This window comes from Butyrivibrio sp. WCD3002, from assembly GCF_000424265.1.
Classification (GTDB): domain Bacteria; phylum Bacillota; class Clostridia; order Lachnospirales; family Lachnospiraceae; genus Butyrivibrio.
The window spans coordinates 659,209-684,213 of record NZ_AUJO01000001.1 but is presented as its reverse complement, the minus strand read 5'-3'; the positions used below and the strand labels follow the sequence as shown (position 1 = coordinate 684,213).

The window sequence follows — 25,005 nt, the reverse complement described above, 5'->3', positions numbered from 1 at the left end:
TTAGGCTACATGGCAGAAGATAGTATAAAATTAATTGCAAATAACAAAAAAGCTTTTCATGAGTATTTTATAGAAGAGAAATATGAGGCAGGCATTTCACTGGCAGGAACGGAGGTTAAGTCTCTTCGCCAGGGTAAGTGCAGCATTAAGGAAGCATGGGTAAGTATCGATAAGGGCGAAGCCTATATCTGTGGCATGAATATCAGCCCCTATGAAAAGGGTAATATTTTCAACAAGGATCCTCTCAGAGTGAGAAAACTCCTGCTTCACAAAACTGAAATCAGAAAGCTTGATCAGGCATCTCAGGCTCAGGGCTATACTCTTGTACCTCTTGAAGTGTATTTCAAGAAAGGCAAGGTTAAGGTTCAGATAGGTCTTGCAAAAGGTAAAAAGCTCTATGATAAGAGAGATGTTGCTGCTAAGAAAGATCAGCAGAGAGAGGCTATGAGAGATTATAAGGTAAGCCTCAGATAAAAATATGATCACTGAAACTGTAAATTTCTCACTGACTTAACCGCAGGGTCAGTTGATTTTATGAAAAATAGCCGATATAATAAGCAAAGTAAATAGCACATTTACAATTATATATGGGTTAGTAAAGGTTTCGACAGGGATTCTGAAGCTGGAGAAGCTGTCCGCAGGATGGTGCGTTAAACCTCAAACTTAAATATAAACGCTGAAGATAATTTAGCACTCGCTGCCTAAACGCAGCGCGTAGGCCTGAGTGCACCTGCACATTCAGTAACCTGCGTCGACTTTGCAGGAAACGACATAGCTTAAGCTTTGCGGCTATGGTCGTATCATGAAGCTACCGAACTTCTTAGGGTGTGAATTTCCGGTGAAGTGAGGGAATCGGGCTTGCCCACAATAATTCACTACGACAGTAGAAGGACAGGGGACGGGTTTTTGGACAGGGGTTCGACTCCCCTCTAATCCACTAAAAAAGAGACGAAAGTCTCTTTTTTTGTTGGAGTAGAGAGGGCCTTCGCTTCTAATCCCCTAAAAAATTGTCTGAAAATTCCTTGCATTTACATTTTCTTGTGGTTAGAATGTATGCTAGGTACTAAATCTATTTGTAAAAAGGAGAAATGGTATGAAAGGTATGAAATTATTAAAGGGGACACTTGCGGCTGTTCTTGCTGCTACATTCATAGTTAGTGGAATTCCTGCTACATCAATCAAAGCAGATGCATCAGTTACTACTTATAGTAGCAGTGGTGTGAAAGTTGAGTATTATGAAGTGGCTCAGAGCTTAACAAAGAAGGGTGGCATTGCTTACAAGGACACAGGTAATAATTATGTCACAATAACTCCCGGACTTTATGCTAAGAATGTTCTTGAAGTAAAGATCAGTGATTCTGATGCTAAGATCAGAAACGTTAGCTGCAAAAGAGATCTCAGATACAAGAAAACTTCAAAGATAGTTGATGAAAAGGAAGATACAGTAACCTATCGTTTTTCATTCTATACTACAAAGGAAAAGAGATATACCTTTAAATTCAGTGTAAGAGGATCTAATTACGAGGTTAAGAACTGCCAGATTAAGATTAATTCAGCAAGCCCTGTAAAGAAGGCAACCTTTGGCAATTCTGTTCTTTCTACAAAGGCCGGAATGCTCGGAAGCCTTAACTATGTTACAGACGCTAAAAAGGGCAAGTTAAAGGTTGAGATGAACAAGGGATATACCCTTAACTCAATTATGGTTGGTAAATACAGAAATGAAAAAGATGCCAGCGGAAACAACCAGCCTGTTCTTTACTGGACTCAGCATAAGAACGGTAAAAAGGTAACCCTCAGTGAAGAGATGCAGGTTACTGATTATGAGGACAGTAACACAACAGTTACAGAGAGCAGTATGTATGCAACCACAGTAATCAGAGTTAACTATACATACAAGGATGGTAAGACAGGAAGTATTGATTATTACCTCAACAAGATCGTAGACACAGACAACGACTGATTTTACATTAAGGAATAAAATGAGCCCTAAGAAAATTAGAAAAGAAAGAATAGTGGTGAAGGTTGGTACATCCACCATTACAAACGACAATGGTGGTATCAACATTCATCAGATAGATCTTCTTTGTCGTGCTCTTGCAGGCATTGAGAATCTTGGATATGACGTAGTACTCGTTAGCTCCGGCGCTATTGCCGTCGGAGCTAATAAAATGCGCCTTTCTCAGAAACCAAAGGATATGAGATTAAAGCAGGCAGCCGCATCTGTTGGTCAGAGCGAGCTGATGCATCTATACGACAAATTCTTTGGTGAGTATGGAAGACTGGTTGGACAGATTCTTCTTGATAATGATGATGTTGAAAACAAGGAACGCAGGGTGAACCTTCAGAACACCTTTGATGCACTTCTTGAAAACCACATCATTCCGATTGTTAATGAGAATGACTCTGTCAGCCATGCGGAGATTGAATCGGAACAGAAGCTGTTTTCCGATAACGATATGCTTTCTGCGATTGTGGCTGCATTTTGCGGAGCATGTAAGCTTATCATTATGTCTGATATAGACGGCTTTTATGACAGTAATCCTGCTAAGAACCCTGATGCAAAGCTGATAAGCAGGGTAGAAGAGATAGATGAAAAGATTTATGCTCTTGCTGAAGGTGAAGGCTCCGGTTCCAACAGAGGTACAGGCGGAATGATCACTAAGCTCCAGGCAGCTGAGTACGCGACTAAGAGAGGCGTAGATGTTCTTATTACAAACGGTAAGAATACAGACAGTCTTTATGACATAATCAACAAAAAGCATGTAGGTACTCTTTTTGTGGCGAAGGAAAACTGATAATGGAAGCTATTATTAAGACAGACAGGCTAATCCTCAAAAAATGGACTGATTCAGATGCTGAAAAGCTTTATGCCATGGCATGTGATCCGGTGATCGGCGAGGGTGCGGGCTGGCTTCCCCACAAAGATGTTGAATACTCAAGAGCTATTATAAGGTCTGTTTTGACAGCGGATGGCGAATATGCCATTAGACTTCGCGAAAACGAAGAAGCGATTGGCAGCATGGGCTTTAGAATCGGAAATTCTCCAAAGCGTGGAATCGAGAATAAGGATGAAGCGGAAATAGGCTATTGGGTAGGCAGAGATTACTGGAACAGAGGCTATGCCACGGAGGCCCTTACTGAGCTTATAAGATATCTCTTTGAAGAGGTTGGGATAAGACGCATCTGGTGCGGATATTTTGATGGAAATGTCAGATCAGAGCGGGTAATATCCAAATGTGGACTTAAATATCATCACAGAAATGAGAATCGTTATAATTCCATGCTAAAGAAAAATTACAATGAGACCATGATGTGTATGAGCGCAGAAGAATATTTTGAAAATAAGAAAACTCTCAAGCAATTGTGATGCTTGAGAGTTTTTTATTGCAAATTTTATTATATTACTGAGCCAGGATGTTGTTATTGAACTTATCATATATCTCTGAAAGATAAGTCTTAACCATCTCAATGTTTGCCATTTTGCGAAGCTCGATGTTGCCCATTGCAATTGCAATCTCATCCGCAAGGAGAAGCATATCGTAAATAGCAAGCTTGAACTCATTTCTCTTCATATCTGCAATGTTGATGTTCATGAGAGGAGAACCAAGCTTCATGGTTACATTCTCATCTGCGATTCCTGTCTGAACAATATTGGTATCAGGATCGAAATTAACATAAAGAATGAGCTTTTCTTTCTCATGCTTCTTGAGTGTGATGGAAGTCTGGTGACTGGTTTCCATCCATTCATAGAGATCTGCATCATCGGGATGAAGAAGATAATTAGTGAGCTCTTCACGATGCTTCTCTACATACTGAAGATACTTGCTGGCATTGGGACCGGTATAGGACAGTTCAACCTTTAAACCATTATCTGTCTTAAGAAGGCGGCATTTCGATGCTACATCCTTGATCTTTAAAGTGGTTTCTGTATTACCTATCTGTTTGAGAAGTCCGGTCTCAAGTTCCTGTCTGAATTCCATATAAAATCATTACCTCCGTTTAGAAGTTTCATAATACATCTGTCTTTGAAACGTGATTAGTATAGCACAAACATAATAAAAATGGTATATTATTTAGTGTGCGCTTTTCTATATTACATGGCGCATTTTATGAAAAAAGTTTTAAAAAGTATGGGTGGATATGGCTACAGGTAATACAAAAAGACCCGGAGGTCGTCCGAAGGGAACTAAGAACACTAAAAGATCATCGACTGCAAGGAGAACTGAAACGCGGAATCAAAACGAGGTTTTGGACTACTCAATAAGTAGTGAAGTCTCTCTGATTCTCTTTGCTGCGATTACGGTCTTTTTATTTTTATGCAATTTTGGGGTATGCGGAAGCTTTGGAAATGTTTTAAGTGGCGTTTTGTTTGGCATTTTCGGAATAACTGCTTACATTATTCCCCTTGTAATATTTGCATCTTCAGCACTGCTTTTATCTAACGGAACCAGTCCTGCGGCGCTTCGCAAGGTAATCTCAGGACTCGTTTTACTGCTTGTTATTGCGATGCTTTTAGAGCTTGTTACCGGAAGGGTTCAGGGAATGGTCTCCTTTGACGGTGCAGGGTTATATAGTGCTGCCAGTGAAGCCAGAAATGGCGGCGGATTTATAGCGGGAAGTATTGCATATTTTCTTTATCACAATTTATCACTTGCAGGAACACTTATCGTAATGCTGGTGGTTTTCCTGATTGCAGCAGGCCTTTTTACACAGAAATCTGTTGTTCGCAGTATGAAGAAGGGCGGCAGAAGAGTTATAGAGAAAACCAGGCAGGGTGCTCAGGAATATCGTGAGTACATGGATGAAAGAGCCAGATTCCGCGAAGAGGAGAGAGCGCGAATTGAAGAAGAAAGGCAGCTCCTCCTTGAGCAGAAAGAGGATGAAAAAATCCTCCGTATGGATAAAAAAGTATCCGGAGTCAGCATGGACACTCGTATTACCAACGAGGATGAGGCTGATATAGATGAGTTTGAAGGTCCTGAAATTCATCTTTTGGAGGGTGACAGATTTGAAGAAGATGATCATCCTTTAATAGAAGATCTTGAAAGCAGTCATAGTGTTTTCATACCTGAAGAAGAGATACATGATGATATTCATGAAATTCGTTATAACCCTGATATAGTCACAGAGGAAGGTGCGGATGGTCAGTTTACGCTTAAGGCTGACAAGATAGCAGCTGATGATACTCATAAGATTGAGCTGACTATTGATTCACAGGATGATTATCAGGAGGAAGAGCATATCATCGACACCTATGCGGAGTCTTATGAAGAGGAAGAGGAAGAAAGCTTCGAACCTGAAATAACCTCACCGCTTATGCCAAAGCGACCTGTTGCAAGACTGGCAAAGGAGGCAGAGGAGAAGCCTTTTGAAGATGCTGAGATTCCGATTCACGCAGAAAATTTTGCTCCTGACTATAACGGTGAATACAAGGTTCATTCAACTGATTACGTAAAGAGCAAAAAGAGTGAAGAGAGAATGCAGCAGGCTAAGGAGAGATCAGTTGTAAGACCGCCTGCAAAGAAATATGAATTTCCGCCTATCAAGCTTCTTACTAAGGGAGTTAAGGGCAAAGGTGATTCCGAATCATATCTTAGAAATACCGCAAAGACTCTTGAAGAGACTCTTGCCATGTTCAATGTTGTTGCTAAGATTACTCATATTTCGCAGGGGCCTTCTGTTACAAGATATGAGCTTCAGCCCGAGGCCGGAGTAAAAGTAAGGAAGATCGTAGACCTATCTGATGATATCAAGATGCATCTTGCTGCTACAGATATCAGAATAGAAGCGCCTATACCCGGAAAATCCGCCGTTGGTATCGAGGTGCCCAATAAAGAGAATTCTCCTGTTGCGGTTAGAGACCTGATTGACAGTGAAGAATTCAAAAAATCAAAATCTAATCTTACTGTTGCTGTAGGTAAGGATATAGCAGGTAAGATTGTTGTTACGGATATTGCAAAGATGCCTCACCTTCTCATAGCAGGTGCTACAGGCTCCGGTAAGTCCGTATGTATCAATACTATAATAATGAGTATTATATACAAGGCAGATCCTGAGGATGTAAGACTTATCATGATCGATCCCAAGATTGTTGAGCTTTCCGTATATAACGGAATTCCTCATCTGCTTATACCTGTTGTTACTGATCCTAAAAAGGCAGCTGCAGCACTTAACTGGGCTGTTGCGGAGATGACCAACAGATATAAGAAATTTGCAAATGCCAAGGTCAGAGATCTTAAGGGCTATAATGCTCTTTGTGCTCAGAGTAACGACGAAGAGATGCAAAAGCTTCCTGAGATTGTTGTAATCGTCGACGAGCTTGCTGACCTTATGATGCAGTTTAAAAATGAGGTCGAGGATTCCATAGTAAGACTTACACAGCTTGCCAGAGCTGCCGGAATTTACCTGATAATTGCAACACAGAGACCTTCTGTAGACGTAATCACAGGTCTCATTAAGGCAAATATACCAAGCCGAATCGCTTTTGCCGTATCAAGCGGTGTGGATTCAAGAACAATTCTTGACAGCTATGGTGCAGAAAAGCTTATCGGTAAGGGTGATATGCTGTTCTTCCCCAGAGGCTATAATAAGCCTGCCAGAGTACAGGGCTGTTTTGTTTCTGATGAAGAAGTGCAGGCAGTTACTGATTTTATTAAGAATCAAAATGTTGAAACCGAATATGGCGGAAATGTTCAGGACGAGCTTAGCAGCTATGAGGTTGCATCTAAATCAGCCCCTGCTTCTACTGGAGACAGTGCTGATTCCGGATCAGATGTAGATCCGCTTTTCGCTCAGGCAGGAGCAGCCATTATTGAAAAAGAAAAGGCATCCATCGGAATGCTTCAGAGACTATATAAGATTGGCTTTAACAGAGCTGCCAGAATCATGGATCAGCTAAGTGACGCCGGAGTAGTAGGACCTGAGGAGGGCACAAAGCCCAGAAAGATTCTCATGACAAAGGAAGAGTTTGAACAGTTTATGGAGTCAAACGCTTCGTAATATAGCAATAATGTTAAGGTGTTTTATTTTAGGAGGTTTCAAAATGGCATTTAAGTCAGACATCGAAATTGCAAGAGAGGCAGAGCTTTTTCCTATCGGTAAGGTTGCTGAGTCAATCGGCATTACTGAAGATGATCTTGAATATTACGGAAAATACAAGGCTAAGCTTACGGAAGATTTTTTACAGAAAATAGCAGACAGAAAAAAGGGTAAGCTGGTTCTTGTTACTGCTATAAATCCCACACCGGCAGGTGAGGGTAAGACCACAACAAGTGTTGGTCTTGGCGATGCTCTTAACAGACTTGGCAAGAAGACAATGATAGCTCTTCGTGAGCCTTCACTTGGTCCCTGCTTTGGAATAAAGGGCGGTGCCGCAGGCGGTGGTTATGCCCAGGTTGTTCCGATGGAGGATATTAATCTCCATTTCACAGGTGATTTTCATGCTATTACATCTGCAAACAATCTTCTTGCAGCTCTTCTTGATAACCATATTCAGCAGGGAAATGAGCTTGGAATTGATACCAGACAGATAATCTGGAAGCGATGCGAGGATATGAATGACAGAGCTCTCAGAAATATCGTTGTCGGTCTTGGCTCAAAAATGGATGGTTTTGTAAGAGAGGATCATTTTGTAATCACGGTTGCATCCGAGATAATGGCTATTTTATGCCTTGCAAAGGATTTAAAGGATTTAAAGGAGAGACTTTCAAGAATCGTCGTTGCATATAATTATGCGGGCGAGCCTGTTACAGCAAAAGACCTCAAGGCAGTTGGCGCAATGGCAGCTCTTTTGAAGGATGCCCTCAAGCCTAATCTTGTGCAAACTCTTGAGCATACACCGGTATTTATTCATGGTGGTCCTTTTGCCAATATTGCTCATGGTTGTAACTCAATAAGAGCTACAGAAGCAGCTCTCCATCTTTCCGATATCACAGTAACGGAAGCCGGTTTTGGTGCAGACCTTGGAGCCGAGAAGTTCCTTGATATCAAATGCAGAATGCACGGACTTAAGCCCGATGCGGTTGTCCTTGTTGCAACTGTAAGAGCTCTTAAATATAACGGTGGTATTCCTAAGGATAAGCTTTCGGAAGAAAATCTTGATGCGCTTAAAAAGGGTATCGTGAATCTTGAAAAGCACATTGAAAATATTCAGCAGTACGGCGTTCCTGTTGTTGTTACACTTAACAGCTTCCTTACAGATACTGCAGCTGAAATAGAATTTGTTAAGCAGTTCTGCGAAGAGAGAGATTGTGATTTCGCAATTTCAGAGGTTTGGGAGAAAGGCGGAGCAGGCGGTGAAGAGCTTGCAAAGGCCGTTATCAATACACTTGAAACTAAAGAATCCCACTATGCACCTATCTATGCTGACGATCTTTCCCCTGAAGAAAAGATTGAGACTGTTGCAAAGAAAATCTATGGTGCTACAGGCGTAAGCTATGCACCTGCAGCAAAGAAGCAGCTTAAGAAGATAGTAGACATGGGATTTGGTAATCTCCCTGTTTGTATGGCTAAAACACAGTATTCACTTTCAGATGATCCGGCACTTCTCGGAAGACCTGAGGGCTTTGAAATCACTGTTCGTGATGCCTATGTATCGGCAGGAGCAGGCTTTATTGTTGCCATTACAGGAAGCATAATGACTATGCCGGGACTGCCCAAGACTCCTGCAGCATTTTCTATTGATGTGGACGATAACGGAAATATTGAAGGCTTATTCTGATAACACATGTAAGCTATTTTACCTAAGCACAAATTACAAGAACGGAGTGACATAAAGCTATGGAAACAAAGATAATTGACGGAAAAGCAATATCTGCAGCGGTCAAGGATGAGGTTAAGGAAAAGACAGCTCTTTTATATGAAAAGTATGGCGTAAAAGCATGCCTCGCCGTAATACTTGTGGGCTCAGATCCTGCATCTGCAGTATATGTTAGAAATAAAAAAAGGGCCTGTGAATACGTGGGCTTTGAATCCCTATCCTATGAGCTTCCGGAGGAAACAACCCAGGAGGAGCTTCTTTCACTTATCGATAAGCTCAATGCAGATGATAAGGTTCACGGAATTCTTGTTCAGATGCCACTTCCGAAGCATATTGATGAAAAGACCGTAATTGACAGAATAAGTCCTTCCAAGGATGTTGACGGTTTCCATCCAATGAGCGTTGGCGCTCTGTGCATTGGAGAGCCCGGCTTTGTATCCTGCACACCTGCAGGAATAATTCAGCTTCTTAAGAGAAGCAATATTGAAATTGCCGGTAAGGAGTGCGTAATTGTCGGCAGAAGCAATATCGTTGGTAAACCTATGGCTCTTTTAATGCTTAGGGAAAATGCAACCGTTACGGTTACGCATTCCAGAACAAAGGATCTTCCCGAGGTTTGCAAGAGAGCTGATATACTTATAGCAGCAATCGGCAAAGCAAAGATGATTACGGCTGACTATGTAAAGGACGGCGCTGTAATTATTGATGTTGGTATCAACAGAGACCCTGAGTCAGGAAAGCTCTTCGGTGATGTTGATTATGACAATGTATTCGACAAGTGCAGTGCAATAACACCGGTTCCCGGCGGAGTCGGTCCCATGACAATTGCAATGCTGATGAATAACTGCCTTGAAGCAGCAATAAGATTATCAGGAGCGGAGCTGTAAATGAAATGTCCTAAATGCGGAGCTACAATTCCGGATGGACTTCTTTATTGTGAGGTTTGCGGTGAAGAGATAAGTTTTGTGCCGGAATTCGATCCAGAGGTTGAAAATCAAATAGATGAAACACTTTCAGATATGGCCGACAATCTTAACAGCGCGGACTTTGATACGAAAAGACTGCACCTGATTAAGTCAAATCAGCACAGCATTAATCTGAAAGCCATGCTTCCGGCCATTATAAAGGGAGCTGCAATTTTCATAATTGCTCTGATAGTATGTCTTATCCTGATTAAGGGAATTCATTCTGCAAAAAGCAGTGAGGAACAGGCAAAAGACTACTATGTAAACGGTAATTATGATAAGGCCATAGAAATGATTAATAAGGCCATCAGTGAAGTGCCTGAGAACGACCTGGAAAAAAGGGCCGAGCTTTATTTTGAGTTGTTTGGCTATCAGACAGAGGCAGGATATACAGAGTCCTCAATAAAAACGCTTTATGAGCTTGTTAATGAGGATTTATACGATAAGGAAACTGTTTCAACCGCAGTAGGTTATATAATTGACTATTATTTGGATAATAAGGACTATGCAGCCATAAATTCACTTGTAAACAGCTTTAAGGATGCAGGTCTTAAGTCTAAATATGCTGAGTATTTATCAGCTATGCCTATAATTTATCCGGAAGAGGGTGAATATGAGAACTCACTGGAAATAACCATGAGCAAGGATTCACAGGGAGAAATTTATTACACGGTAAACGGAGAGAACCCTGACACTGAAAGCATTATGTATGAAGAACCACTTGTGCTTGAAGAGGATGGTGAATACATAATCAGGGCGGTATTTGTTAATAAATACGGCATTGTAAGTGATGTGGCAACAGCGGTTTATACACTGTTAAATACGGGACCCGCTGCACCGGAGGTTCTTGAAGAGAGTGGTGATTATTCGCAGACAACAATGATTGCAGTTGTCGGTGAACCCGGATGTACTATTTACTATACAAATGACGGTACTGATCCGGACGAGAATTCTACACCATATATTTCGCCCATAAACATGCCTGTTGGAACTACAACCTACAAGTTTATTGCAGTGGATGAAAATGGTAAGTACAGTGATATAGTCGAGAGAACCTATCATCTTACATATTCAAGACTTGTTTCAGTGGATCAGGCAAGAGCCAGCATTATTCAGATACTTCTTAAGCTTGATATTATTCTTGATGGTAACGGAAGTGTCAGAGGCGGCGGACATTATGAATATATGTATGACGGAGATATTGAGATCGAGGGCTCGGGAGAATATTACGTATTTAAGGAAACTCTGATGGATAATGACGGAACCACTAAGGATACCGGATTGTTGTATGCTGTTAACACCCATGACGGCAAGGTAAACAGACTTGGATATGACTCCAGTGGTAAGTACACATTGATAACGATTTCCAACAGATAATAATTTAACACTTTAACGAGTCAAAGCTTGAAAATATCACGGCTATAATATATGATTTTTTATTAGGTATTGAAAAGAATTTTAAATACAGGAGGAGAACAATGTTCAAAATTTTAGAGGCAAATGAGCTTGCAGCGAATATCCATCAGCTTATCGTTGAAGCACCTCGCGTAGCAGGCACATGTTTACCCGGACAGTTTCTTATTGTTCGCGCAGAAGAGGATGGAGAGCGCATTCCGCTTACCATCTGTGATTACGACAGGGAAAAAGGAACTGTCGAACTAGTTGTACAGGCACTTGGAGCAGAATCAAGAAAGATTTGCCGCAAGAAGGCAGGAGATACTCTTGCCGACGTTGTTGGTCCTCTTGGAAATGCTTCCGATCTTTGCAGTGAAGATATCGAAGAGCTTAAGAAAAAGAAGATTGTATTCATTGCAGGTGGTGTAGGTACAGCACCGGTTTATCCTCAGGCTAAATGGCTTAAGGAGCAGGGTGTTGATTGTGACGTTATCATCGGTGCAAAGAACAAGGATCTGGTTATCCTTGAAGACCGTTTTAAGAGCGTATGTAATCTTTATGTTACAACTGATGACGGATCTTACGGCAGAAGCGGTATGGTTACAAAGTGTCTCCAGGACCTCTATGATGAGGGTAAGAGATATGATCACTGCGTAGCTATCGGTCCCATGATCATGATGAAGTTTGTATGCAAGCTTACAAAGGAGCTTGAGATTCCTACTGTTGTCAGCATGAATACTATCATGGTTGACGGTACCGGTATGTGTGGTGCCTGCAGACTTACTGTCGATGGTCAGGTTAAATTTGCATGTGTAGACGGACCTGAGTTCGACGGACACAAGGTTGATTTCGACCAGGCTATGATGCGTATGAAACTGTATGCAACTGAAGAAGGCCGCCTTGCTCTTAAGGAGCAGGAAGGTGATACTCACCATGGCGGTTGCGGAAACTGCGATTGATAGAACCTGATGAAGGGCTTCTTAGCCCGGTTCGAACGTGTTACGATGAGCAATTCGAATCGTAACTACCTATGTAACTAGTATTCGATAATTGTAGATTGGAGATAAAGATGGCAGTAGATGTTTGGAAGAGAATTCCGGTTCGCGAGCAGGATCCCAAGGTTCGTGCAACTAATTTTGAAGAGGTTTGTCTTGGATATAATAAAGAGGAAGCAGAAGATGAGGCAACAAGATGCCTTAACTGTCCTAATCCTCAGTGTGTAAAGGGATGCCCTGTTTCAATCAATATTCCCAAGTTCATCATGGAGCTAAAAGAGGGCAATGTAGAGAAGGCATATCAGACTATCAGCGAGTCAAGCGCACTTCCTGCTGTCTGCGGACGTGTATGTCCTCAGGAGAGCCAGTGTGAAGGTAAGTGCGTAAGAGGTATTAAGGGTGAAGCCGTTTCAATCGGTAAGCTCGAGAGATACGTTGCTGATACAGCAAGAGAGATGGGAATTAAGCCCCAGGGCGCAACAGAGAAAAAGAACAAGAAGGTTGCAGTTATCGGTTCTGGCCCTGCAGGTCTTACCTGTGCAGGTGATCTTGCAAGAATCGGTTATGATGTAACTATCTTCGAAGCACTTCATGAGGCAGGCGGCGTACTTGTTTATGGTATTCCCGAGTTCCGTCTTCCCAAGGATGCAGTAGTTAAGAAGGAAATCGAGAACGTTAAATCTCTTGGTGTTAAGATCGAGAAGGACGTAGTTATCGGTAAGTCCGTAACGATCGATTCTCTTATGAAGGATGAAGGCTTTGAGGCTGTATTTATCGGTTCAGGTGCCGGACTTCCCAGATTTATGAATATTCCCGGCGAGCAGGCACTTGGCGTATTCTCAGCAAATGAGTTCCTTACAAGAAGTAACCTGATGAAGGCATTTTCAAGTGAAAGCACAACACCTATCATGCATCCTAAAAAGTGCGTAGTTGTAGGTGGCGGTAACGTTGCTATGGATGCTGCAAGAACAGCTCTTCGTCTTGGCTCTGAGGTTCATATCGTTTACAGACGTGGCGAGGAGGAGCTTCCTGCACGTAAGGAAGAGGTTGAGCATGCAAAGCAGGAAGGAATTATTTTTGATCTTCTTTGCAATCCTGTTGAAATCCTTGAGGATGAGAACGGATGGGTTAAGGGCTGCAAGTGCATTCGCATGGAGCTTGGTGAGCCTGATGAGAGTGGAAGAAGAAGTCCTGTTGAGGTTGCAGGTTCTGAGTTTGAGATCGAGTGTGACGCTGTAATCATGTCACTTGGTACAAGCCCGAATCCTCTTATCTCAAGCACAACAGATGGTCTTGAGATTAACCGTCGTAAGTGCATCGTTGCTGAAGAAAGCAATGGACAGACCTCCAAGGAAGGCGTATTTGCCGGCGGTGATGCCGTTACAGGTGCCGCTACGGTTATCCTTGCTATGGGTGCAGGTAAGGCTGCAGCAAAGGGCATAGACGAATACTTATCATCAAAATAAAGAGGATACTATGGTTTATCAGAGTAGCAGTGATAAGGCAAAAGAAAATCATTCAACCGGCTGGATGCTGATAATAGTAGGTGGTTTGGGATTCGTAGGGGATATCATATTTTTTATGATGAACCCTATGAATATGCCCATGTTTAACAGATATTTATCCTGTGGCGTTATGGGAGCACTGTTTGTGCTCTTTTTCGTCATGGGTATTTTGTCTGTCAGGACCTATAAGATCTTCAGTGTGAAGGCAAAAGAGGAAGATAATGTACTCAGACAGATCAAGGACTGGTGTGAGAGCGAGCTTTCAAAAGAAGTTATCGAAGAGGATATAGCCAGTGTAGATGAAGAAGAGTCAGTATTTTCCGGAGAAGGTACCATGTACTTTAAGAGATGTGAGTATATTAAAAGCCGCATCAGAAGACAGTATATGAACCTGAATGAGGATATGCTTGATAGTTTTGTTGATGAATATTATACACAGGTTTACGGAGATGAGACTTGATAAGCATTGATATTTTATGTGTAGGAAAAATTAAAGAAAAATATTGGAATGACGCAATAAGCGAATATTCAAAAAGGCTTGGGAGATATTGTAAGCTTAATATTATCGAGGTTCAGGATGAGAAGACCCCGGATAATGCGCCGGAAGCTATTGAAGCCCAGATAAAGGCTAAGGAAGGCGAAAGGCTTTTAAAAGCCATTGATCCCAAGGCTTTTGTTTATGCGCTTGCTATAGATGGAAAGAAGTTTTCTTCGGTTGGGTTGTCACAGGCACTTGATGAAAAGGCAACCTCCGGATATAGCAAAATTCAGTTTATTATAGGAGGGTCTCTGGGACTTTCCGATGAAGTACTTAGAGCGTCAAATGGGAAAATCAGTTTTTCCGATATGACCTTTCCTCATCAGATGATGAGAGTTATTTTACTTGAACAGATCTACAGATCATACAGAATCATAAATGGAGAACCATATCATAAATGAGTAAAATTACAGAAAAGACGATTTTGCTTAGTATTGATGAAATGCAGAGCATTTTCGGGCAGCATGATAAATACATTCGTAAAATAGAAGATAATCTTGGCGTTGAAATTATAGATAGAAGCGGTGAGCTTCACATTATCGGAACAGATAAGGATGTAAGTAAAGCCTATGGTATAATAAAGGAGCTTGCAGGCTTATCGGATTCCAATAACGATATTGAAGAGCAGAGTGTGAATTACGCTATTCAGCTCTCCGAGGATCCTTCTGAGGAAGAGGAGAATGAGCAGGGAAGCGTACTTAGTCAGATCGATGCTGACGTCATTTGTCACACTATCAGTGGAAAGCCCATTAAGCCAAAGACTCTTGGCCAGAAAAAATACGTGGATGCTATCAGAAAAAATATGATAGTATTCGGACTTGGTCCTGCAGGAACAGGTAAAACCTATCTTGGTATGGCCATGGCTATTACGGCGTTCCAAAAGGGAGAGGTCGAAAGGATAATCCTCACAAGACCTGCCATTGAAGCCGGAGAGAAGCTGGGATTTTTGCCGGGAGATCTTCAGAGCAAGGTAGACCCTTATCTACGCCCTTTGTATGATGCGCTTTATCAGATAATGGGTGCGGATAATTTTGTTAAAAATATGGAAAAGGGTCTTATTGAGGTTGCACCTCTTGCTTATATGAGAGGGCGAACTCTTGATAATGCTTTTATTATCCTTGATGAAGCACAGAACACTACTCCTGCTCAGATGAAAATGTTTTTGACCAGAATAGGTTTTGGCTCAAAGGTGATTATTACGGGTGATGCTACCCAGAAGGATCTTCCTTCCGATACAAAGTCCGGATTGGACGTAGCATCTGCCGTTCTGAAAAAGATAGATGATATTTCATTCTGCAATCTTACCAGCCGAGATGTTGTAAGGCATCCTCTGGTTCAGAAGATTGTAAAGGCATATGAGGACTTTGAAAAGGGCAAAAAGAATGAGTCCAGGGTATCATCTATAAAGAAACGGGAAAGACATTAATTCTTATGAGAGACATTGAAACAAAAGAAACTAAAGAAGCAAAAGATAATAAAGTTTTAGAAGCTGTATTTGACATAAATGAGGGACCGATAAAATTCATATTTGGATCGATATTTTTTGTAACAGGAATAATGATGACGGCATTTTCCTATCTGTATGGTCTTAAGGCAGAAGCCATCATCAGAAACGGTGTTACAGGCTTTCTCTGTGGCGGAATACTTATCTATATGCTTGTAGATGCCAGCACCAGAGGACTCTTTTCATATGATAACGGACAAAAGCGCAACAGATTTGTAATTGCCTATTATATTTCACTTATTTTGTCCATGTTCCTTCCGATGATAGCAGTTGAAACCTGGCCATATGTGTTTGTTTACCTTCTTCTTGGACTGTTTTCAACAAATGAGATCGGACTTTTTTCGGGATCATTCCTTGTTATGTTTTCGGTTCTTTTGGAAAAAGAAGGTGGATACGAAGAATTCTTTATTTACTTTATAGCGGGAGCACTTATCCTTGCGCTTCTCAGGGATATTAATGAGACTACAAAGATAGTATTTCCTATTTTTATCACCATGACACTGCTTATGGTGCTTATCGTAGCTTACGATATCATGTTCCAGAACAGAACCCTTAGCATCACAATGCTGGTTGTTCCCTTCGTTAATCTGCTTGTATCACTTATTTTGATGATGATGCTTTTAAATATCTTTGGCGTCTATGTCATCAGAAAGAGTAATGACAGATACATGGATATCAATGATACGGAATATCCGCTGCTTGTTCAGCTTAAGGAAACGGATAAGGATGCATATTTTAATGCTATTCATATCGCTTATCTGGCTGAGAGAATAGCTCTTGATCTTAACCTGAACGCAAGGGCAGTTAAGACAATGTCCTATTATTACAATATCGGTGTAATCGATGGCTCCAAGACCTGGGATGAGGTTAAGCATTTTTATATTGAGAATAATTTTCCCGAAGAGGCCATGGAGTATCTTAAGGAATATATTGTTAATGACAGGAGCAAACAGCTTTCCAAGGAAGCAGCAATTATATATATGAGTGAGACGGTCATAGCTTCAATTACTTATCTTTTCGGTAAAGACAAGAATGCAAAGATAAATTATGATGAACTCATAGAAAAGGTATTTGCTCATAAGATGGAGAACAAAGAACTCTATAATTACAATATTTCTCTTTATGAGCTTGACCACATGAAGGCTCTTATGAAAAAGGAGAAGCTATATTATGATTTTCTTCGTTGAAAATGAAACAGAGGCAAAGTTTGATTTTGATATTGAAGAAGTGGCGAAGGCAGTGGCTGAGATGGCACTTGAAAAGGAAAACTGTCCTTTTGATGTACAGTTGAGCCTTTTGATTACAGATGATGAAGGAATAAGAGAAATGAACAGGGATTTCCGCGGGATAGATTCTCCCACGGATGTTCTTTCTTTTCCCAATATAAGCTATGAGAAGCCCGGGGACTTTGAAGCTGCTCTTGGGGAGCAGGCAGTGGATATTACTGACCCGGACAGTGGACTTATAGTACTTGGAGATATTGTTATCAATGAAAACAGAGTAAGGGAGCAGGCTGCTGAGTTTGGACACAGCGAAAAGAGAGAGTTTGCTTTCCTTGTGGCTCATTCCATGCTTCATTTATGTGGCTACGACCACATGGAGGAGGATGAAGCAAAGGTAATGGAAGATAAACAGGAAAAAGTTTTGGAGGCCCTTTCTATAACCAGAGATTGAGGCGTTTTTTGGGTGGAGTCATGGAAAAAAGTATGAAAATAAGACCAGATGTCGTCATGGCATCCGGATTTTTATCTATATGTATGATGATGGTTCTGTGCGTTGTTTATTATAAGATAACAGGACCTGAGGGAGCGGGCTTTATGTCAGCTCCTGTTGCCATGTTCCTAATGGGATATGGCGTTCTTATAATCGCCTTTGAATCTGTTACAAAGGAAATGGTTAAAAGTCACCTTCACAGACAGCAGATGAAGATTGCGGTAAGTAACGTAAAGAGACTTATGCTGATCAGCTTTGCGGCAGGCCTTGTTTTGGCACTGTTATGCGCAGCCTTTTCAAGAGTTTTCGCTCTGATGGTATTTCACTCATCAAGAAGTCTATTTGTGCTTATTACTATTGCACCTATTCTTTTGTTTATGAGCGTTCAGGGTGTACTTAGAGGTTATCTTTGCGGATCGGGATTTTCAGCTGTTTCCGTATTTTCAAATTTGATCCTTGTAGTTATTACGTTTATTTTATCAATTGTTTTTTCAGGGATTGGCTATAAATACGGGCTTAAGGTAAATGCGCTTATGCATGTAGATGATATTGCTTCTGCCTACGGCGCGATCGGAGCTGCACTGGGTATTACTGTAAGCTGCTTTGTGAGCTTTTTATTTATTGTGATAATGGTACTTGTTCACAGAGGAAGACTTCATGTTCTTGCAGAAAACAGTGCACCAATAAAGGATGCCGGACAGCAGAGGTTCCTTGGTGAGCTCATTCCTTTATGGGTAGTATTTGCTCAGGGCGGACTGCTTTTGTTTGTGGATGAATGCGTATATCTTATGGTGGCAAACAGCGTTCATCCCAGTGAAAACAATATAAGCAACTGGGGAATTTATATCGGGCAGGTTATTGCTATCACAGTATTTATCATATTTATATGTACTGTACCTTTCACAAAGTCATGGTTTAGCATTTTTATAAGCATCATGAAGCGTGAGTATAAGGTGGCAAGAGCAAAGATTCAGAATCTTGTGCATTTCGAAGCAATGCTCGTTTTTCCTGTGACTATATGGTTTATGGTTTTGGCAGGTACATTTACTGCACTTTTATTTGGAAAAACCAATTCATCTGCGGTAAATATTATCGCTATTACAGCTCCTTTGGCAATTCCCGGAGTATTCCTTGTGTTCCAGATATTCTTACTGGTACAGCTTAAAAACAGGTTGCTGATACTTTTTAATGCGGTTATTGGAATTGCAGCTCATATGGCTACTCTTATTATTATGTCTGCAGCCTTCAGCTTTGGCATTCATGCATCAATAGCAGCCTTTGCAGCAATGATAATTTTTGAGACGGTACTTGGATTTATAGAGATAAGAATGATGCTCGATTATAAGCAGGAGTTTGTAAGGCCAATTTTGAAGCCTCTGCTGGCTGCAGGTGTGTCCGGACTTCTTGCGCTGGCTATTGATAAGCTTCTTGTTAATCTGATAGGAGAAGCACTTACACTGATCATTGCACTTGTTTTATCATATCTTCTTTATATGGTAATGCTTATAGTTATAAAAAGTGTTAACAGGTATGAGCTGGAGCGTATGCCCTTTGGCGATCAGTTTGCACTTATTTATGACAGACTTGAGAATAGATAAGATTTTAATTGATATGGCTGCTCAATGGATACAAAAAACTGGTGATCTGAAGGAACGGAGAGATTTATGACATCAGCGAGAAGGGTTCTTATTGCAGGGGGCGGCGCTGCAGGTCTTTGTGCCGCTATAGCTGCCGCAAGAGAAGGCGCGCAGGTAACTATAATTGAAAAAACGGATAGCTGTGGTAAAAAGCTGTCCATGACAGGTAACGGCAGATGTAATCTTTCTAATTTTGAGATGTCTGCCGATGCTTTTAATGAGGATTCCAAGGGCAGAATGAAGAAATGGCTCTTAAGGTTCGGTGTACAGCAGACCGTGGAATTCTTTACTTCACTTGGGCTTATTATTGACAGTGAGGAGGGATATCTTTATCCCATAACAGGACAGGCATCATCTGTTGTCAGCGTTCTCATAAAGGAATGTGAAAGACTTGGTGTTACCTTTGTTTTTAATGAACAGATAAAAAAGGTTATATCGGATAGCACTGACACTGAGCCGCATTTTAAGGTTAAAACCAGTCAGAATGAGTACGAAGCAGACAGAGTCATCCTTGCTACAGGCGGTCTTGCAGGTCCCAAAAGCTGCGGAGCAACGGGAGATGGATATTATATTTGTGAGCAGCTTGGGATGAAGGTTAAGGACACATATCCTTCGCTGGTACCACTTTTGTCGGAAGATACCACACTTCCTGAAAAGAGCGGAGTAAGAGCCTATGCAACTGTTTCCTTCATGATAGGTGATGGAGTATTTGCGTCTGAATACGGAGAGGTCCAGATTACCTCAAACGGAATATCAGGAATACCTGTTATGCAGGCTTCAGGCCTTGTGGCTGAGCATTTATCCAAGAAGCGACCGGTTACGGCTTCTATAAATTTTTTTCCATACTATGATAATGATCAGTTTGATGAGCTTGTTGATAAGATGCTCAATCTTCCCGGTGACAGACGTCTTGAGGATCTGTTATCAGGGTTTTGCAATTCAAATATAAATGATATGATTTTAAAACGCATGAAGCTTTCCGGCAGCATGAAGGTTAAGAATGTAGGCGCCAATATGATTAAGTGCATTCTTGGTAATTACAGAGATGTGCGCATTGAAATAAGCGGCGTTTCGGATTATAAAAAGGCCCAGGTTACAAGAGGCGGCATAAGCCTTGGGGACTTAACCGATGAGCTGATGTACAATAAGCTTCCGGGAGTCTTTGTAGTTGGAGAACTATGCGATGTTGACGGCAGATGCGGAGGCTATAATCTGCAGTGGGCATGGTGTAGTGGTTATATAGCAGGAGAGGCTGCAAGCTGTCTATGATAAGAATTAGTAATATTAAATTTTCAAATAATGGCTTTGAAAAGCTTCCTCAGGATGAGAAGGAGAGACTTCTTAAGCTAAAGAGCAATCTTATTAAGAAGTCTGCAAAGCTTTTAAAAATCGCACCGTCAGATATAAATAATCTTTCGATTCATAAGCATTCAATAGATGCAAGGAAAAAGCCTGAAATTGTCGACATCTATTCCGTAAATGTTACTTTACGGGATGGTCTTATCGAGGATAAGGTTATTAAGAAATCCGGTTGCAAAAATGCTCAGACAGTAAATGAGAAACATTACAGATTTCCTGATGAGCGAAGGGCTGATGAATCTCTTATGAGAAATAATACTCCACAGAGACCTATTATTATCGGATCAGGTCCTGCGGGGCTTTTTTGCGCTTATGAGCTTGCTGAGGCCGGCTATTGCCCAATTGTTCTTGAGAGAGGAATGGATGTTGACTCAAGAGTTAAGGCTGTAAATGATTTTTGGGATACCGGCAGGCTGAATACAAAATGTAATGTTCAGTTTGGCGAAGGCGGAGCCGGCACTTTTTCTGACGGTAAGCTTAACACCATGGTTAAGGATAAGGATGGCAAGGGCTATAAATGCCTAGAGATTTTCACTGAAAACGGCGCCTCTGAGGATATCCTCTATGAAAGTAAGCCTCATATAGGAACAGATGTCCTCACTAAGGTTGTGAAAAACATGCGAAAGAGGATCATCAGTCTTGGGGGCGAATACTTCTTTGATACAAAGGTGACGGAGCTGCTGACTGAAGATATAGCTGTTTCAGACACAGGTAATGTGGCAGAGCAAAAATATGATAAGAAAATCCGCGGTGTAAGATGTGAGGATAGCAGAGAATTTTTATCTGATATTGTAGTTCTGGCCATTGGTCACAGCGCAAGAGATACCTTTTCCATGCTTTGTGAAAAGGGTATAAACATGGAACAGAAGGCCTTTGCTGTAGGACTTCGTGTTGAACACAGACAAAGCATAATAAATAAATCTCAATATGGAATCGATGAGCCGGAGAGTCTTCCGCCTTCACCCTATAAGGTAACGGCGCAGAGTTCTTCAGGACATGGTGTTTATTCCTTCTGTATGTGTCCCGGAGGTTATGTTGTAAATGCTTCTTCCGAGGAAAACAGACTTGTTGTAAACGGAATGAGTTATTCGGGACGTGACAGTAAAAATGCCAACAGTGCAATTGTGGTTACAGTTGATACCAAGGATTTTGGCAGTGATGATGTCCTTGCAGGAATGGAATTTCAAAGAAGGCTTGAGGATAAGGCCTTTGAAGTCGGACAGGGAAATATTCCTGTTGAGTATCTTGATGATTTCAGGGAAGGCACTAAGTGCAAAAAGGACGGTAACGATGATGTGGTTTTGGCATCGATAAAAGAACATGAGAACGCAGGAAGAAATACTCCCTGCGTAAAGGGCAGCTTCGTATTTGCGCCGGTCCACAGGATTTTGCCTGACAGTATAAACGAAATGATAGTGGAAGGTATGGAGCACTTTGGAAGGATGATAAAGGGCTTTGATGATGACGAAGCCTTATTACTCGGAGTTGAGACCAGAACCTCATCACCCGTAAGGATCAACAGGGATGATGACCTGGAAGCCATTGGTATAAGCGGACTTTATCCCTGCGGCGAAGGTGCAGGCTATGCAGGCGGAATAACCTCTGCAGCCATGGATGGAATGAAGGTTGCAGAAAGAATCGGAACTCATTATCACAGTGCAAAATTCCTTTACAGAAAACATATGCTGGGAATCAGAAACAGCCTGCCTGCAGCTGATAAGGAAGCCTATGACAGGGATATCTTTGATAAACTGTCGAATTTGGATTCCTTTAAAAATGCCGAGGATATCCTTATTTTTTGCAGTACAGTTGAAGAAGCTGATACACACAGAATAATTGAGCATGCCATTTCTGAGGGTAAGAACGTTTATTGCCCCAAGATAATGGATAAGAAAAAACACCTGATGGAGTTCTACAGAATTGACGGTCTTAGCGACATGGCTGAAGGCTCCTACGGTATTTTCGAGCCGGCAAAATTATCTGATGACAGGGTTTACAGATTTGCTGGTAAAAAGACACTTATAGTTCTTCCGGGACTTGTTTTTGACAGAAAAGGAAACCGAATCGGTTATGGTGCAGGTTTCTACGACAGATATATAAATTGCTTTTTTAATGAATGCCAAGATGGTATGATAGAGTGCAAAGCAATTGGATACGACTTTCAGGTGACAGATGATGATCTTACACCGTATATGAGCGCTATGGATATGCCTGTAAGTGCCATCATCACAAACAGTGGGGAAATAAAACTATGAGTGAGAATGCTTTAGCAATTAGAACCGAGATTAGTGCAATAGGAAAAAGAGCCTTTGACGCCAAGTATGAGCTGATAAAGCTTTCGACAGAACAGAAAAACAAGGTTCTTTGTGATGTGGCAGATGAGCTTGTTGCGTCTGCTGATGAGATAATAGCCGCCAATAAAATCGATCTTGATAATGGCAGAAAAAACAATATGCACGAAGGACTTCTGGACAGACTTATGCTTAATGAAGCAAGAGTAAAGGATATTGCAGAAGGCCTTAAGCAGGTTGCGGAGCTTCCTGATCCTATCGGTGACAAATTATCTGAGTGGACTTTAGATAACGGTCTTAATATCAGGAAGGTAAGTGTTCCGCTTGGCGTTATCGGAATAATCTATGAATCAAGGCCAAATGTTACAGCAGATGCTTTTGCATTAACCTTCAAGGCCGGAAATGTTGTTGTATTAAAGGGCGGATCTGATGCCATTAATTCCAACAAGGCTATCACTGAGGTTATCAGACGTGTAATAGAAAGAGACGGCTTTAATCCGGATTTTGTTCAGCTTCTTCCTTTTACAGAAAGAAGCGCAGTAAGTGAGCTGCTGACCCTTAGGGAGTACATAGATGTTATTATTCCCAGAGGCGGCGCAGGACTTATAAGGATGGTTTGTGAGAACAGTAAGATTCCTGTGATTGAGACAGGAAGCGGTAACTGCCACATTTACATCGATGAGTATGCTGATATAGATAAAGCCATTCCCATCATAATAAATGCCAAGACTCAGAGGATTGGAGTTTGCAATTCAGCTGAATCCTTAGTTGTTCATGAAAACATAAAGGATAAGTTTTTGCCAAGGCTTCAGGAAGCCATGAGAGAAAACAAGGTAGAGCTGAGAGCAGATGAAGCTTCGATAACTCTTCTTCCGGATGCTGTAAAGGCTACAGAAGATGATTTTGGCAAGGAATATCTTGATTATATTTTATCTGTAAAAACAGTTAAGAGTGTAGATGAAGCAATTGCTCATATTAACAGATATAATACCGGACATTCAGAAAGCATTATTACCGAGAATAAGGAAAACGCTGATAAATTCCTTGCTGGCGTGGATGCTGCCTGCGTTTATGTGAATGTATCCACTAGATTTACTGATGGATTCCAGTTTGGCTTTGGTGCTGAGATTGGAATCAGTACTCAGAAGCTCCATGCAAGAGGACCTATGGGACTTAAGGAGCTTACATCTTACAAATATGAAATAATAGGAGACGGTCAGATAAGACCATAATCATCAATGAAAACAAAAGAGGAAATAACTAAGCTCCGGGAAGATATTATAGACGTTGCGCTCACACTTTTAGAAAAGAAGCTGATCGTAAGAACCTGGGGCAACATAAGTGCGAAGATAGATGATGATCATTATCTCATTACGCCCAGTGGAATAAAATATGAAAATCTTACACCGGATATGCTTCCGGTTGTATCAATATCAGATGGGAGCTTTGAAGGAGAGTACAAGCCCTCCAGTGAATACATGGTTCATACCGCAGTTTACAAAGCAAGAAGTGATGCTGAGTTTATCATTCACACCCATCAGACCTACGCAACCTGCGTGGGTGCTCTTGGTAAAAGTAAGTTAAAAGCGGATCATAAGGATAAAAAGCTTATTTTCCCTGTTGCGGACTATGCACTTCCCGGCACTAAAAAGCTTGCAGATAATGTTTACAAGGCTATATTAAAAAATGCAGAAGCCAAAAGTCTTATTATGTCGAATCATGGGGCATTAAGCTTTGGAAGGGTACCAGATGATGCAATAAATGAAGCCTTAAAGCTTGAAAAGGCCTCAAAGAACTATATTTTTAATATTTGCAGAACAGAGATTGAGTTTGGCATCGAGGATGGCTATAGCAGCTATATCGAGGACGGAGAGATCAAATATCTGGATAAGGATACTCCGGAGAGAGCTAAAATCATTCACAAGATGATTTACGCCAAAAGGCCTGACATAAAATATATTTTCCATAATAAATCGGAAGCGGTTATGACTCTTTCAAGAAGAGCAAATCACATGAAGCCTTTACTTGATGACTTTGCACAGATAATCGGAACGGGAGTCAGAATCCCCACTTCTCCGTCTCAGAAGCTTCAGATAAAGAAGAATGTAAATGTAGTTTTTGGGTATAACGATGGTGCATATTGTCTCGGCGCAAATGAGGATGAAGCCAGGGCCTGTGCTATTGTACTTGATAAGGGATGCATTGCGCATGTAGCTGTTACAAGATTCGGAGTAGGCAGATTCCTTTCATATTATGACTGCGCAAAAATGAATCGTAATTACAGAAAAAATTACAGTATGCTTGCAAATATTGAAAAATAAGCGAGAAATTATAGAATTTAATAT

At 41.2% G+C, this 25,005-nt stretch carries 21 protein-coding genes and 1 other RNA gene; 21 read left to right on the top strand and 1 reads right to left on the bottom strand.

Features of this window, described 5'->3' with window-relative positions:
* Positions 1-9 precede the first annotated feature (9 nt).
* From smpB to G608_RS0102820, 5 genes are all read left to right on the top strand, one after another.
* Positions 10-474, top strand: a complete 465-nt coding sequence (gene smpB, locus G608_RS0102835; RefSeq protein ID WP_026494750.1) for an SsrA-binding protein SmpB — start codon at positions 10-12, stop codon at positions 472-474.
* Between the two features lie 115 nt (positions 475-589).
* Positions 590-940, top strand: a transfer-messenger RNA (tmRNA) gene (gene ssrA, locus G608_RS22760).
* A 162-nt stretch (positions 941-1,102) separates the two neighbouring features.
* The gene (locus G608_RS0102830; protein ID WP_207637676.1) at positions 1,103-1,960 is read left to right on the top strand and encodes a hypothetical protein; all 858 of its coding nucleotides are present in this window, start codon (positions 1,103-1,105) and stop codon (positions 1,958-1,960) included.
* A 19-nt stretch (positions 1,961-1,979) separates the two neighbouring features.
* Positions 1,980-2,795, top strand: a complete 816-nt coding sequence (proB, locus tag G608_RS0102825) for a glutamate 5-kinase (protein WP_026494748.1) — start codon at positions 1,980-1,982, stop codon at positions 2,793-2,795.
* 2 nt (positions 2,796-2,797) lie between these two features.
* On the top strand, positions 2,798-3,367 hold the full coding sequence (locus tag G608_RS0102820) for a GNAT family N-acetyltransferase (RefSeq protein WP_035794327.1): 570 nt from the start codon (positions 2,798-2,800) through the stop codon (positions 3,365-3,367).
* Between the two features lie 34 nt (positions 3,368-3,401).
* Here the strand turns inward: G608_RS0102820 and G608_RS0102815 are convergent, their stop codons facing one another.
* Positions 3,402-3,980 (bottom strand): hypothetical protein, encoded by a 579-nt coding sequence (locus G608_RS0102815; protein ID WP_026494746.1) that lies wholly within the window; start codon positions 3,978-3,980, stop codon positions 3,402-3,404.
* 160 nt (positions 3,981-4,140) lie between these two features.
* Between G608_RS0102815 and G608_RS0102810 the strand changes: the two genes are divergently transcribed.
* From G608_RS0102810 to G608_RS22135, 16 genes are all read left to right on the top strand, one after another.
* The gene (locus tag G608_RS0102810) at positions 4,141-6,999 is read left to right on the top strand and encodes an FtsK/SpoIIIE family DNA translocase (RefSeq protein WP_026494745.1); all 2,859 of its coding nucleotides are present in this window, start codon (positions 4,141-4,143) and stop codon (positions 6,997-6,999) included.
* Between the two features lie 43 nt (positions 7,000-7,042).
* On the top strand, positions 7,043-8,719 hold the full coding sequence (locus G608_RS0102805; protein WP_026494744.1) for a formate--tetrahydrofolate ligase: 1,677 nt from the start codon (positions 7,043-7,045) through the stop codon (positions 8,717-8,719).
* 59 nt (positions 8,720-8,778) lie between these two features.
* The gene (gene folD, locus G608_RS0102800) at positions 8,779-9,645 is read left to right on the top strand and encodes a bifunctional methylenetetrahydrofolate dehydrogenase/methenyltetrahydrofolate cyclohydrolase FolD (RefSeq protein ID WP_026494743.1); all 867 of its coding nucleotides are present in this window, start codon (positions 8,779-8,781) and stop codon (positions 9,643-9,645) included.
* Positions 9,646-11,100, top strand: coding sequence for a chitobiase/beta-hexosaminidase C-terminal domain-containing protein (locus tag G608_RS0102795; RefSeq protein ID WP_026494742.1), 1,455 nt, complete (start codon positions 9,646-9,648; stop codon positions 11,098-11,100).
* 101 nt (positions 11,101-11,201) lie between these two features.
* Positions 11,202-12,077 (top strand): sulfide/dihydroorotate dehydrogenase-like FAD/NAD-binding protein, encoded by an 876-nt coding sequence (locus tag G608_RS0102790; RefSeq protein ID WP_026494741.1) that lies wholly within the window; start codon positions 11,202-11,204, stop codon positions 12,075-12,077.
* A 110-nt stretch (positions 12,078-12,187) separates the two neighbouring features.
* On the top strand, positions 12,188-13,579 hold the full coding sequence (gene gltA, locus G608_RS0102785) for an NADPH-dependent glutamate synthase (protein ID WP_026494740.1): 1,392 nt from the start codon (positions 12,188-12,190) through the stop codon (positions 13,577-13,579).
* 10 nt (positions 13,580-13,589) lie between these two features.
* Complete coding sequence (locus tag G608_RS0102780) at positions 13,590-14,078, top strand: hypothetical protein (protein ID WP_026494739.1); 489 nt, start codon at positions 13,590-13,592, stop codon at positions 14,076-14,078.
* Entirely contained in the window at positions 14,078-14,557 is a 480-nt protein-coding gene (gene rlmH / locus G608_RS0102775; protein ID WP_026494738.1) for a 23S rRNA (pseudouridine(1915)-N(3))-methyltransferase RlmH, read from the top strand. The genes G608_RS0102780 and rlmH overlap by 1 nt, the downstream gene beginning before the upstream one ends.
* On the top strand, positions 14,554-15,582 hold the full coding sequence (locus G608_RS0102770) for a PhoH family protein (protein ID WP_026494737.1): 1,029 nt from the start codon (positions 14,554-14,556) through the stop codon (positions 15,580-15,582). Before rlmH ends, G608_RS0102770 begins: the two co-directional genes overlap by 4 nt.
* Positions 15,583-15,587: 5 nt before the next feature.
* Positions 15,588-16,847, top strand: coding sequence for a hypothetical protein (locus G608_RS0102765; protein WP_026494736.1), 1,260 nt, complete (start codon positions 15,588-15,590; stop codon positions 16,845-16,847).
* Positions 16,831-17,334 (top strand): rRNA maturation RNase YbeY, encoded by a 504-nt coding sequence (gene ybeY / locus G608_RS0102760; RefSeq protein WP_026494735.1) that lies wholly within the window; start codon positions 16,831-16,833, stop codon positions 17,332-17,334. Before G608_RS0102765 ends, ybeY begins: the two co-directional genes overlap by 17 nt.
* Positions 17,335-17,366: 32 nt before the next feature.
* The gene (locus tag G608_RS0102755) at positions 17,367-18,971 is read left to right on the top strand and encodes a hypothetical protein (protein ID WP_155833199.1); all 1,605 of its coding nucleotides are present in this window, start codon (positions 17,367-17,369) and stop codon (positions 18,969-18,971) included.
* 66 nt (positions 18,972-19,037) lie between these two features.
* Positions 19,038-20,279, top strand: coding sequence for an aminoacetone oxidase family FAD-binding enzyme (locus G608_RS0102750; protein WP_026494733.1), 1,242 nt, complete (start codon positions 19,038-19,040; stop codon positions 20,277-20,279).
* Positions 20,276-22,624, top strand: coding sequence for a 5-formyltetrahydrofolate cyclo-ligase (locus G608_RS19650; RefSeq protein WP_081677260.1), 2,349 nt, complete (start codon positions 20,276-20,278; stop codon positions 22,622-22,624). The genes G608_RS0102750 and G608_RS19650 overlap by 4 nt, the downstream gene beginning before the upstream one ends.
* Positions 22,621-23,892 carry a glutamate-5-semialdehyde dehydrogenase gene (locus G608_RS0102740; protein ID WP_035794323.1) on the top strand — a complete coding sequence of 424 codons (1,272 nt, stop codon included), beginning with the start codon at positions 22,621-22,623 and terminating at the stop codon, positions 23,890-23,892. The genes G608_RS19650 and G608_RS0102740 overlap by 4 nt, the downstream gene beginning before the upstream one ends.
* A 6-nt stretch (positions 23,893-23,898) precedes the next feature.
* The gene (locus G608_RS22135) at positions 23,899-24,981 is read left to right on the top strand and encodes a class II aldolase/adducin family protein (protein ID WP_051208748.1); all 1,083 of its coding nucleotides are present in this window, start codon (positions 23,899-23,901) and stop codon (positions 24,979-24,981) included.
* Positions 24,982-25,005: the final 24 nt, after the last annotated feature.